This is a genomic window from Scytonema sp. PCC 10023, from assembly GCF_963920835.1.
Classification (GTDB): Bacteria; Cyanobacteriota; Cyanobacteriia; order Cyanobacteriales; family Nostocaceae; genus Kalymmatonema.
Genome location: NZ_CAWUDP010000041.1, coordinates 1 through 12565 on the forward strand (window position 1 = coordinate 1; position 12565 = coordinate 12565).

The 12565-nt window shown below is 42.4% G+C and carries 13 protein-coding genes; 4 read left to right on the forward strand and 9 right to left on the reverse strand.

The window, feature by feature from the left end:
• Positions 1 to 1533, forward strand: a 1533-nt coding sequence (locus tag ACM0OZ_RS23660) for a hypothetical protein (protein ID WP_414585261.1), incomplete at its 5' end; no start/stop codon positions are given.
• A 50-nt stretch (positions 1534 to 1583) separates the two neighbouring features.
• On the opposite strand, the gene ACM0OZ_RS23665 is transcribed toward ACM0OZ_RS23660, so the two are convergent.
• Positions 1584 to 2240 (reverse strand): Uma2 family endonuclease, encoded by a 657-nt coding sequence (locus ACM0OZ_RS23665; protein WP_414585262.1) that lies wholly within the window; start codon positions 2238 to 2240, stop codon positions 1584 to 1586.
• Between the two features lie 41 nt (positions 2241 to 2281).
• On the opposite strand from ACM0OZ_RS23665, the gene ACM0OZ_RS23670 reads away from it, so the two are divergent.
• Complete coding sequence (locus tag ACM0OZ_RS23670; RefSeq protein WP_414585263.1) at positions 2282 to 2581, forward strand: hypothetical protein; 300 nt, start codon at positions 2282 to 2284, stop codon at positions 2579 to 2581.
• A complete protein-coding gene (locus ACM0OZ_RS23675; RefSeq protein WP_414585264.1) occupies positions 2568 to 2840 on the forward strand; it encodes a type II toxin-antitoxin system RelE family toxin in 273 nt (90 codons plus the stop codon). Before ACM0OZ_RS23670 ends, ACM0OZ_RS23675 begins: the two co-directional genes overlap by 14 nt.
• Before the next feature lie 118 nt (positions 2841 to 2958).
• Here ACM0OZ_RS23675 and ACM0OZ_RS23680 read toward each other — a convergent pair whose 3' ends face one another.
• From ACM0OZ_RS23680 to ACM0OZ_RS23705, 6 genes are all read right to left on the reverse strand, one after another.
• Positions 2959 to 4038: an ATP-dependent 6-phosphofructokinase gene (locus ACM0OZ_RS23680; protein ID WP_414585265.1), complete on the reverse strand. Its 1080-nt coding sequence runs from the start codon at positions 4036 to 4038 to the stop codon at positions 2959 to 2961.
• A 488-nt stretch (positions 4039 to 4526) separates the two neighbouring features.
• Positions 4527 to 6557: a sulfite reductase, ferredoxin dependent gene (gene sir / locus ACM0OZ_RS23685; RefSeq protein WP_414585266.1), complete on the reverse strand. Its 2031-nt coding sequence runs from the start codon at positions 6555 to 6557 to the stop codon at positions 4527 to 4529.
• 328 nt (positions 6558 to 6885) lie between these two features.
• Positions 6886 to 7431, reverse strand: a complete 546-nt coding sequence (locus ACM0OZ_RS23690) for a hypothetical protein (RefSeq protein WP_414585267.1) — start codon at positions 7429 to 7431, stop codon at positions 6886 to 6888.
• Between the two features lie 397 nt (positions 7432 to 7828).
• On the reverse strand, positions 7829 to 8167 hold the full coding sequence (locus ACM0OZ_RS23695) for a DUF6464 family protein (RefSeq protein WP_414585327.1): 339 nt from the start codon (positions 8165 to 8167) through the stop codon (positions 7829 to 7831).
• A gap of 330 nt (positions 8168 to 8497) precedes the next feature.
• On the reverse strand, positions 8498 to 8878 hold the full coding sequence (locus ACM0OZ_RS23700; protein ID WP_414585268.1) for a hypothetical protein: 381 nt from the start codon (positions 8876 to 8878) through the stop codon (positions 8498 to 8500).
• Between the two features lie 4 nt (positions 8879 to 8882).
• A complete protein-coding gene (locus tag ACM0OZ_RS23705) occupies positions 8883 to 9212 on the reverse strand; it encodes a hypothetical protein (RefSeq protein ID WP_414585269.1) in 330 nt (109 codons plus the stop codon).
• Positions 9213 to 9587: 375 nt separating this feature from the next.
• Between ACM0OZ_RS23705 and ACM0OZ_RS23710 the strand changes: the two genes are divergently transcribed.
• Complete coding sequence (locus ACM0OZ_RS23710; RefSeq protein WP_414585270.1) at positions 9588 to 10184, forward strand: class I SAM-dependent DNA methyltransferase; 597 nt, start codon at positions 9588 to 9590, stop codon at positions 10182 to 10184.
• 194 nt (positions 10185 to 10378) lie between these two features.
• Here ACM0OZ_RS23710 and gntT read toward each other — a convergent pair whose 3' ends face one another.
• Positions 10379 to 11443, reverse strand: a complete 1065-nt coding sequence (gene gntT, locus ACM0OZ_RS23715) for a guanitoxin biosynthesis MATE family efflux transporter GntT (protein WP_414585271.1) — start codon at positions 11441 to 11443, stop codon at positions 10379 to 10381.
• Positions 11444 to 11704: 261 nt separating this feature from the next.
• Positions 11705 to 12322: a hypothetical protein gene (locus ACM0OZ_RS23720; protein WP_414585272.1), complete on the reverse strand. Its 618-nt coding sequence runs from the start codon at positions 12320 to 12322 to the stop codon at positions 11705 to 11707.
• Between the last annotated feature and the right edge of the window lie 243 nt (positions 12323 to 12565).

Below are 12565 nucleotides of genomic sequence, written 5' to 3' on the forward strand. Positions count from 1 at the left end.
GGAGCCTCTATTGGCGGTGTTCTCAACTGCAGCGGCGGTCATTTCTTCAACGAGAAAGGAGATGCTCTGTCTGCCGATGGCGCAAATATCACGGGTGATGTCTTCCTGAGAAATGGCTTTGAGGCGAAAGGGGAAGTGCGACTGCTGGGAGCCTCTATTGGCGGTGTTCTCAACTGCAGCGGCGGTCATTTCTTCAACGAGACAGGATATGCCCTAGTTGCCGAGAGCGCAAATATCACGGGTGCTGTCTTTCTGAGTGATGGCTTTGAGGCGAAAGGCGCAGTGCGACTGTCCGGAGCCTACATAGGCGGTCAACTCAGCTGCAGTGGAGGTTATTTCTTCAACGAGAAAGGATATGCTCTGCTTGCCAGTAGCGCAAAGATTACGGCTGATGTCTTGCTGAGAGATGGCTTTGAAGCTAAAGGGGAAGTGCGACTGCTGGGAGCCTCCATTGGTGGTCAACTCGACTGCAGTAAAGGTCATTTCTTCAACGAGAAAGGATATGCTCTGTTTGCCGATGGGGCAAATATTACGGCTGATGTCTTCCTGAGCTATGGCTTTGAGGCGAAAGGGCAAGTGCGATTGTGGGGAGCTTGCATTGGTGGTGATTTAGCCTGCAACAGAGGTCATTTCTTCAACCAGGAAAAGTATGCTCTGGTGATTAATGGAGCAAATATTGAAGGGGATGTCTATTTTACCAATAGCTTTACAGCCCAAGGGCGAGTCAGCCTAGTCAGTACGAGAATCGATGACACCCTTTATCTCAAACAAATAAATAATCCCCAGCAGATGATATTGGATCTTAGTTTTGCCAGAGTCAATACGCTGGCTGACGAGGCAAAGAGCTGGCCCGGTGAAAATAGGTTACATCTCAATGGGTTTACTTACAATACAATCAGCGAGTCATCCCCACCTGATAGCAAACAGCGGCTAAAGTGGCTACGGCTTCAACCGGAACGAGAATTTGCACTGCAACCCTATGAGCATTTAGCCGGAGTGTTGCGGACTAATGGTCATGAAGATGCTGCCATAGAGATTTTAATTGGAAAACAACGAGACCGATTAAGTTATGGCGGTTTGAAGGGATGGGAACTGTTCTGGAATCGTTTCCTAGGAAAAACTATTGCTTATGGCTATCGACCGCAACGTGCCTTGTGGTATTCATTGGTAGTCGTGTTTTTAGGTACGTTCTTCTTTTGGCGTGGTTACGAAGTGGGGCTAATTTCACCCTCTTCTAATTTTGCACCATTCGACGAATCAAAGCTCAACTCTGAGGTTGCAGTAAATTATCCTAGTTTCAATCCACTGATTTATTCTCTTGATGTCTTTCTGCCAATTGTTGATTTTCATCAGGAGAGTCATTGGTTGCCAAATAGCAAAAAAAGAAGTGACAAAACTTTGCCCTTCCTGTTTAAAACCCGTTCAGACATTCTATTGCGCTGGTATTTCTGGCTGCATATCGTCCTCGGATGGGTGTTTACCTCTTTGTGGGTTGCTGGGTTTACAGGGCTCATCCGCAATCAGAACAAATAGTTTTGTTGTTCTTCTTAGTGCAATACAAGTCGATTGTCTGGGAATTAGCGTCAGTCAACATTATCTGGATCTATGCCGAGCGATCGCAATTTTTCCGCTAACCGTTGAATCTTCTCTTGCGGGGTAGGATAACGTTTTCCTGACTGATCATACCAATAAAGCCATTCTCTAGTTACACCAGAATAATTGCCGCGAGCGCATCCAATTCCTAAGCCAATTTCCGGTAGCCAAACTGGATTTCCTACTTGCAATTCATACTTGCCATTAACTAATTTATGCACTTCCAAACGCGGTTTGCGGCGACGGCGAGAAGAATAAATTACGTAATAAAGTACACCTAAATCTGCATATTCATCTAATTTAGTCGTATATTCCTTACGATAAGTTTGAGATACCACCTCTAACACTAAAGTCGGTACAACTTTTTCTTCCCACAACACATAACTGGGACGCAATTCCTCATCATAAAACCGTTCTACCCCTAAGCTCAAAAACCCATCTGGTACAATCGGCGCTTTATCGGGGTGATAATAAATACCCATATCTATGCCAAAAAACCAGTCCATGCGTTCTGCCCAAAGTATTAGCAGTATTGCCTTCAGCAAGCCTGGTATTAACTCTTGCAGTTCATTATCCACAGGCGTTTCGTCAGAGTCGGGTAGTTCTTCGGCTGAGGGCAAGTACCGTGGCAGGTCGTATTCTAACATGGCTAGTTTCCTAACACTCACCAAAATTATAGCGATTAACTGTGATTATTCTGTTGCTGGACTTTCCAAGCGATAACCCACTAGTGCAGGCTGGCAAAAATGATAATATTAATCCACAGGAGGTAAAAATGGTTGATATTCAAAAGCATTATGTAATGGACGAAAATCAGCAACCTATAGCCGTTCAAATTCCCATTGCTGATTTTGAAAAAATAGAAGAAATCTTAGAAAACTATGGTTTAGTACATTTAATGACAGAATCAGAGGATAACGAACGCCTTTCTAAAGAAGAAGCTTGGAAGTATTACCAGTCGCTGAAGGGCAAAAATGTGGCAGGTTGAATACACCAAAAGATTTCTCAAAGACTTGGCAGCTTTACCAGAAGATATGCAAGCTCGTATTGAACCGATTGTATTTGAAGAAATACAGTCAAACAATCCTTTTGATTTAGGATATTTGGAAAAGATGAAGGGATATCCTGATAAATATAAAATTCGCGTTGGCGATTATAGAATTGGCATTACGGTAGATAAAGAGACTAGTACACTAATTTGTCAGCGTGTAGCTCATCGCAAAGACATATATAGAATTTTCCCTTAATGAATGTCAACTGAATTTACTTTTGTTTAGACTAGAACATGAAAAACGACCCAGTGCTCGATTGACTTTTGCCAAGGTAAAGGTACTTTAAAGACGTTGCAGTGCAACGTCTTTAATGTCAATCTCCCAAATAAATACCCAAACCACGAGCAGTTTTCACTAAAGTATCCTCTGGATTGACAGCTCTATATTGAGCGATCGCCTCAGCAATGGGCACAGCAAAAACCTGGCGATTTTGCCACGTTACCATGTAGTCATATTTACCTTCGTCAATGAGATTTACTGCTGCTACACCAAAGGCACCTGCCACGAGTCGATCTAGTGGTGAAGCGGTTCCACCCCGTTGGATGTGTCCTAAGACTGTGACTCGCGTTTCTGCACCAATGCGATCGCTAATTTGATCAGCTAAGTATTGACCAATACCACCGTATCGAGATTGACCCAAACGATTTGTCATTGTGAGAGTTTCACCCTCTTGAGTACGAACTGCCTCGGAAACAATAATTAAACAATAGTTTTTGCCTTTGTCTTGGCGCTGTTTAATTTTGTAGCAAATGTGGTCAATCGTGTAGAGGATTTCTGGAATTAAAATAACATCTGCTCCCCCAGCAATTCCCGCAGCAATGGCAATGTGTCCTGCATCACGACCCATGACTTCTAAAATCATGACTCGACTGTGAGAAGCCGCAGTAAAATGTAACCTATCGAGTGCTTCTGTAGCAATATTAACTGCCGTATCAAAACCAATGGCATGTTCGGTAATCCCAATATCATTATCAATCGTTTTGGGAATACCCACTAAATTAATACCGCCTTGTTGTGCCAAGCGACGGAGAATAGCCAAGCTACCATCGCCACCAATCCCAATCAAAGCATCTAAACCTAGTTGATGGTAGCCTGCAATAATTTCTTCTGAGCGATCGCATACACTGCCATCAGGCATAGGAAAAGCAAAAGGATCGCCTTTGTTGGTGGTTCCTAACATTGTCCCACCAGAAGTTAACAGCGGGTCAACTTGGTCGATTTCCAGTTTTGTGAATTGGGGTGGACGCGCCATTAATCCCAGAGTTGCTTGACGAATTCCCAGCACTTCCCAACCTTTTCCACAAGCACAATGGACAACAGCTCTGATCACCGCATTCAAACCAGAGCAATCTCCTCCACTAGTAAGAATGCCAATACGCTTGCATTTTCCCATATGTTTTTAGGACTTACGCACTGTACAAATTCATTTTCCTATGCCTTGACGTAATTCTCATCGCCTGGGCTAAAAGGGGTTAGAAAAGCGGATTTGGTATCACTGACTCAAAACAAATAAAACCCCACGATTTTTATAAAAAACGTGAGGAGGTTACAGAGTAATTAGATTTTCCTTAGTTAGTTTATCTATATATCACGGTAGGATTTGTGAGATTTGTAAGATGTTTATCTATATATCACGGTGGGATTTGTAGGACGTTTATTTACAAGCTTTGAAACAACTTAGATTAAATATTAATGATAAAAAAAGAATATTCACACTTTATGAGATCGGCACTGGGAGTTTAGGCGCAACCAGTGCTTTTTGTCATTCTTTGGACTTTGGACAAAAATTAACTTTTTTGCATCGCCTCACACTCTCTGTTGGGTGCAATACAAGTCGGTTGTAGGGGCACAGCATGCTGTACCCCGACCTTATGCTATGCGCTACAGATTCTTCAAGTAATCTAGAAGCGCCTCGTTCACCAAATTGGTCATCGGCTTGCCTTGACGCGTGGAGATTTCCTTCAGTTTGTTATAAACCTCATCCTGAAGGGTGATGCGCCGACGTGTTTTGCTACTAGCAGTCGTTGTGTTAGCGATCGCCACTTCCTGACGCTCACTCTCTTCTGTAATTGGCGCAGTGGTAGAATCTGCCATTGTCTCCACCAAACCATCAGCATCGTCTGTGATTTCTGGCGGTGCTACAGTTTGAGATTCGTACTTGGCGGCGAACTCGCGGATGGCATCAAAACCAAGGCGATCGCAAAAATCACCGAATTTTTCTTGCGGCTGGCGCTGCTGCTTGAAGTAGACAAAAATCGGTTCTAGCTGGGTTTCTATGTCATTATGGTGCAGACGCTCCATGTAAGGTAACGCCAACCGGGTTTGATCTGGCGAACCTCCCAGCCAAAGTTGGTAAGATTCGGGAGCGCTACCTACAAAGCCCAGTTCTGCCATGTAAGGACGAGCGCAGCCGTTAGGGCAACCCGTCATCCTTACCACAAAATGCTCATTTTGTAAACCCACTTTATCTAACAACGCGTGAATCCGGTCTAAAATTCCTGGAATCGCCCGTTCTGATTCGGTAATTGCCAAACCGCAAGTGGGCATAGCTGGGCAAGCCATTGCATACCGCACAAGGGGGTCGATTTTCTCTGGTTCAAAAACGATGCCGCAACGGTTGAGAATTTTTTCAATAGCTTGCTTGTTCTTTGGTTCTATGTCGTAGAAAATGACGTTGTGGTGGGGTGTTAGGCGGATGGGCAAGTTAAACTGCTCGACAATTTCCCGCAAAGCGGTTTTGAGTTGGAAGTTGCCTTCATCCTTAACCCGACCGTTGTCGATGGAAATACCCAAGAACAGCTTACCGTCGCCTTGTTCATTCCACCCGAGGAAGTCATGATATTTGAACTCTGGTAGTGGCTTGAAGGGTGCAAGCGGTTTGCCAAAATATTTCTCGACCATAGATTGGAACTTCTCAACGCCCCAATCGTGGATGAGATATTTTAACCTGGCGTGACGGCGGTCAGTGCGATCGCCATAATCTCTTTGAGTGGCAACAATCGCCTTGACGATATCGTAAACGTCATCCTTGTCTACATAGCAAATTGGATCTGCGAGTCTGGCGAAGGTTTCTTCTTTGTTGTGTGTCCGTCCTAAGCCGCCACCTGCAAAGACATCAAATCCTTCTAACTCTCCTTTGTCATTAGTTATGACCACCAAAGTGAGGTCTTGGCTATACAAATCTATCGAGTTATCTCCTGGCACAGTCACGCAAACCTTAAACTTGCGTGGCATATAGTAAGTCCCGTAGATCGGTTCTTCCTTGTCGTGGAAGCTTGTGCCAGTGCCATTTTTTTCTCGCGCCGCCTTCACCTCTGGGTTTTCTTCGGCGCTAATTGCTTTTTCACCATCCAGCCAAATTTCGTAATAAGCACCTGTTTGGGGTGTGAGCAATTGAGCAATATTGTCAGCGTATTCCCAGGCAAACTGATACTCAGGCTTATTTTTAAACGGTGCTGGAGGTGCCATCACGTTGCGGTTCAGATCGCCGCAAGCTCCCAGGGTCGAACCCATGCTATTAATGATGGCAGCCATTGATGCCTTAAGATTTTTCTTTAAAATCCCGTGCAACTGAAACCCTTGTCGCGTGGTTGCTCGCAAGGTGTGGTTACCATATTCATCAGCCAGCTTATCTAAAGTCAGATACAGTTGCGGCGGAACTAATCCACCTGGATTTTTCGTCCGCAGCATGAACTGGTAATCTTTTTCCTGTCCCTTGACCCGATTGTCACGGTTATCTTGCTGGTAAGAACCATGAAACTTTAGTATTTGTATAGCATCTTCACTAAAGTGGGTCGTGTCCTGGAGTATTTCAGTTGCAACAGGTTCACGCAAAGAATTGCTACGTTCCTTGATTGCTTCTACTTTGGAAGGCTTACGGCTTGCGGTCAGGGGAGGGGCAGATTTAACCATTGGAGTGGTACAGAATTTTTTAAATAAATCATCTCAACGCGCCGAAGCGTAACTTAGAAGCACCCTTTCGGCTTATTTATTTCCGTAAATCCGGTCGGAATTAAGAGGAATAATTTGATTTTAACATGGCAAAAAGCTGGGTTTTTCAGTGATGTAACACTTAGATAAACCCAGCAATACTACTTATACTATAGTTAGGAGTTATAACTTGCCATTTGGCGCATTTAAATAGGCAAATGGTTCGTCTATAATTCTTGACTTTACAGGAGTTAACCTCCTGTAAGCATTGGTTAAGCTGTATGTTCAACCTGACACTTGAACTACAGCTTTATTTAAAGCGATAGCCTAGACCACCATTAAGGCTGAGGGCAGAAGCAGGGCTATTTTTGTAAGCATCAATTCCGAAGGTAGCGTTGCTGTAGACCATAAAGCTATTACCGAGTTCTGATTCTACGCCAGCAGTCAGCGCTAGTCCATCTTTGTTGCCCAACGGACTTGGTTTGCCCTTGTCCTCTACAAAAGAGTAACCAACACCTACGAAAGCATTGGTACCTTTTGCAATCCCTAGGTCTGCGGAAACTTGTGGGATAATAGCAGCTGTTTCATCGCCCCAAAGGACATGACCACGTGCAGACAAAGGTGTGTCTCCTAATTTCACGCGACCTGTGACATTTCCGCCAATTCCTGCAGCATCACTGTTTTGCCCACCATTGGTAACACCAGCAGAAACACCAACACCAACATAGTTAGCATCAGTACCCTTTTGTGTTGGTTGAGGCAAAGCAGAAGCTTGACCAGCCGAGAGAAAAATAGGAGCAACTACCACAGAGGACAATGCAGAAATTGTCACAAAGGACTTAAGCAACCGTTTCATAATCTTTACCAAATGTTGTAGGTATTGCTTTTAAATCCAAGGTCGAAAAACTAACCAAAATGTTCCATGTAATTTGAAAAAATTTTTCCTTATCTGTTGCTATTGATGCTGAATACTTCAACGTATATTTTTCTAGTTATTTTGTTAGAAAGGTATTATAAATACATGACACACTGCGGCTGTCCGGTGTTTTTGTTTCAAAATAGACACTTTTTTGAGTGTCACATTAATCAATCATCCTTTATCAGTATTCAGTAAAGTTTTTGCAAAAAATAGGTTGAGTTTATTTGGAAGCATAAACACAAAAAAATCAACACAGATTCATTATCTGTGTCCATTTCCATCATTCCTCGTTACAAAGAGGGAGAAATGTAAAAGGAAGATTTTTATTTATTAGTCAATACGGTAAGTCTGACGAGCTATTTTCACTACAAACGGTTTCCTTAGGTTGATAATAGCGGCAACCTTCGCATGGTCCGCTGGGATTGACAGCACAGCGCAAGTAGCCAGAACGGGCATTAAATTGGCAGCTGATGTCGCCAATCAGGTAGCCGACTCCTTCGAGATAATAGCGATCGCTCGGATCGCTTATGGTATTCTGCCGTATTCGCCGTGCAGGAGAACTCGTAGCTGCTCGCCTAAACTGCGAACGTGTTCTAGCCTGGGTTTTACGCATCAACCACAGGGAGAATAGGGACGGTAAGAAACCAATGATAATAACCAAAAGTGTCTTCACTTCAACACCTTCTTTTGTTTGTGCGCTTATCGTCCCTGGTATTGCATCTGCGCGTTTAAGGATGCAACCCGTGGGAAATTCCGCGTGAAAGAAAGCTAACACTAGAATAAGTGTCAACTGCCACTTTAATCAGCATAACCGTTGCAACCCAAACCGTGCGTTTTAGTTGAATGTTGCTACCTTAAGATTTGTTTATAAGTCGCTCTTTGAGCTTGCACAAGTCTTACTTGAGTGACATGCTCCCTCACCAAATCAAAGACCTACTCAGTGATGAAACATGTTAGAATCCCTGTGGCTTTAGCTCAGGGAGAGCTCAATTTTGATTTGGTACTAGGCACTAAGTTGAGTCATTTCAACGGGCATGGGTTGGATAGAAACGATGGGAATAGTTTCCACCAAAGAAACCGTATAAGCGGAAAGGTGTAAAAAATCAGACACAGGGTCAGACAACAAAATCTCAAAGACCATCTCTCTAAGGTCGTTCGATATCTGGGATAAACCAGTTAGGGGGAAGCTGCGGCTTCCCATCTCTGTTTTTTGCGCCAACACCGAATACTCAAAAAAAACGATACTTACCGCCTGACGCTGTTGTTGATTAATTCGCAACAAGATATGGTCGGTCAGTTCTATCCCCGTTGCTTTTGACCCTGGTTCAAAGCAAACAGTCAACGTATCGCTTGCTTCATCATATTTAACACTTGGCTTGCTCATATACTTAACCCATCACCTTTTGATATGCCGTGACTACGTAGTTATTTGGTATCGGTTGACCCAACTCCCCTTCTTTAAAGCGACACAGAACAATAGCGACTATGTGAGTGTTGCCAAAAGGTAAATCATCAAATGCCTTAGTGTAACGATATTTTTGCGGATTCAATGGGTCTTGAGTCCGACGACCAGAACGAATGGTTTGTTTTAGTTCATCCTCACATTCTTCCATCTCTGGATGGTTTTCTGGATCAATAATGTGTTCCCATCGCTCCTCAGTTATATAAATATTGTTACTGTAGCGGTCGTACACACTCCAACGTTTATCAGTGTTCATGATATGGTTTGTGTCATTGTCGAGCGAGCGTTTACGACAATAGTTTTAGGGGTAGCTCTAGCGACCGTGTTATGAGGGGGAAAAGAGACTGAAAGTTTTACTGTATATACTTTTCAGCTATCGTTTTCTCTGAAAATATCTAGACCTAGCTCGCGCTCATCTACCCAAAGTCACCACAAGAGTGGAATGAAAGAATAAAGGTTTTAGCCATGTTCTGTCATACTACAAACTGAGATTTTGTACTACTTGCCTCTAATAACATACTTCCTAGATTAACCCCTACTTAACCGTATTGAATTATTATGAGGAAAGTCAAGGTTGTGCTTTGCACCTGGATTAACCCGTCGAACTCATGTAAAAATACGAGAGGTCAGAATGAATCAAGAAAATGATATAGAAAAGTATTATGATAAATTTTCGGAAAAATATGATGAAGCGGCGAAAAGCCCTGAATGCAATGTTCAAGTTTATAATGAGGCAAAAAAAATATTTCAGAAGTATAATCAGCAAACAGGGAGTGTCCTAGACGTTGGATGTGGGACAGGACTGCTAAGTGAAGTTCTCCAAGGAGATTTTGAATATACGGGAATTGATGTTTCAGGAGGTATGCTGAAATATGCTTCTGAACGAGGTTATAAAACTATACATCAGACTATACAAGATGGTCTTCCTAAGATAGAAAGTAAATCCTACGATTTTGTTGTTTCTTTAAGCGCATTGTTCTTGGTAGAAGATATCCATACTTTTCTTAAACAGGTCAATCGAATTGCTCGAAAAGCTATTTTAATAGGGCTAGATCGTCTAACAGATGACTATATTAAAAATGCTTATTTGCCCGTTTACGATCATTCACAAGTTAATATTTCAAATACTTTAGAAGACTATTTTATCTTGGGCTGGGTATCTCCGACTCTTGGTACTTCTATTTATACACGAATGATATATCTAGAGCTTGATGAGAAGGCTTTCTAGTTCTCTTTCAATTCATTGTAACCCTCACAATCTCGATGGGTCAGTTCTTCAGTTAGCTTTAAGGAATAGGAATTGACCCGATAAATCTGTGCGGTGGTTCACGGTTTATCGGTAGGTAAATTTCGACAGACAATTTGCCGCTTCTAAGTTATTGTTGCCAGGAATTGGAGAAGCAGGAGGTCATTTTTTGAATCCTAGTCAAGAGGTAACTCCTTAGCAGCGGTAATTGTATTAATCTCTACCGAGACACCATCATCCTCAACATCACTCCTAAATGTCCTAAGCAACTGTACCCCAAGCATCACCATTCTGATTGCATAGAACAAACACAAAGTCAACCACAAGATATGGTTACTCGAAAACTTAATAGCGGCAAAATCAGTAGGCACAAATCCCACTATAAGAGCGGCTAAACTCACATTGCGGAGGGTATGCCCTTGTGCTAAACCCAAGAAGTAACCATCCAGCATAAAACTTATTGAACTATATATTAGGACGAGTAGTAACCAGGGAACAAAAATATGAATGTTTTCGGTAACTTCGGTGTGGTTGGTTAACAACCCAAAAACAGTATTGGGAAATAGCCAACACACTCCACCGAAAGACAGTCCCACCAGCACAGCAGTTAAGACTGAAACACGAGCTAGGGGTGCTAACTGTTGTGAAGCTCCTTTTCCTTTAAAATTTCCGACTAGAGTTTCTGTACTGAATCCCAATCCTTCTACAATATAGAAGCTCAAATTGCATATCTGTGCAAGCAAGGCATTTTGAGCGTAGATAATCGTCCCCATCTGTGCCCCCTGATAAGAAAACGTTAAGGACGTAAACATAAAAACTAAATTGCTGACAAAGATGTTTCCATTGAGGGTCAATGTAGATTTTATAGCTCTTATGTCCCAAATTTTTCCAACTACAGCTTGTACCTCAAACCATTGTATTTCTGTGCAGAAAAATATCAATCCCACTAACAACGACAGATATTGACTTGTTGCATAGGAAACTCCAGCGCCTGTACTTTCCCATCCCAGATGGATAATAAACAGGTAGTCGAGTGCGATTTTGGCACCATTGCCAACGACTGACAACAGCACAACTAAGCCATTTTTTTCTTGTCCCAGAAACCAACCTATCAGAACGTAATTGAGCAAAACCGCAGGCGCTCCCCAAATTTGGGTGTTGAAATAGGCTAGACCTGAAGATTTGATTTCCGGGGTAACATTTAGTAGGGTAAACCCCAACTCCCCCAAAGGGTACTGCAAAAGTACGAGCGCGCCGAGACACTAAGCCCTTTTTACTTCTGACTTCTGAACGGCAGTTGCTTTATGCCGGGGAACCATGCACGCCAGTTCCTTAACGGGACGGACAGTTTCTCCCGGAGAGAAACCCTCCAAGAGAACTGTCCTCGGGAACCCGCGCACCAGACTGGCTCACCACCGCACTGCCTCCTCCTGACCGAAAAACAAAAGGATACAAGCCCCTGAATTTCTTCATGGAGAAGAAAAAATGCGGAGCAACATTATTCAAGCCCCCGGATTTATCCGTGGGGTTTTCAATTTTGAATTTTGAATTTTGAATTTTGAATTCCCCGAAGGGGTTGACTCCTGAATTCTGCTGTAATTCATTCTCCAATATTCGAGCTTATCTATGAGGATTGATTTGGTGATAACATTCACACCGTTTCCTCGCCAGGCTATTTCTGGATCTGTTGTAAAAACAGCACACTCTAATTGCTCTAGCTTAATATTCCAATACTGACTAAATCTGCTTTTTAAAGTTATTACCTGCTCGAATACTTTATTTCTGTGCTTATTTCTTCTTTTTCTTTCTGTTGCCCCAGTCGCTTCTGTATCAATAAATTTAGTTTCAATTATAAAAATTTTACCGAATGAAGTCAGATAAACAAAATCGCACTTACCCAAATCTGTATAATCAGCAATTGGGGACTTTTCAAATAATAGTAATTCACAGCATGAAGGAAATATCTGTTTAATATTCAAAAATAAATAAGCTTGCAACAGGAGTTCCTTGTCATAAGGAAAAGCGATAACCCCTTCAAAAAACCTTTTGATGTTTTCCTGAGATTGGGGTTGAATTTTTTTGCAATATACAACAAAGTTATTAACATCATCTGCGGTCATGCAGTTTTTGCTCCTTCCCCTTTGTTGCCACACACACCTTCATGGCATAAAAAATATCATGTACACAAGGAAGATATCATCCGCAGAAGTAACTAAAAAAACGATTCAACCATAAGTTAGCTACGGTAATTTACTGATGACGCAAACGCAAAATAGTTATCTAGCTATTTGCTGTTTTTTATAAGCTACTCCCTTGCAGCTAGAAGAATACCGATTAAATGAACCACGTTCAAAGCAGCGTGT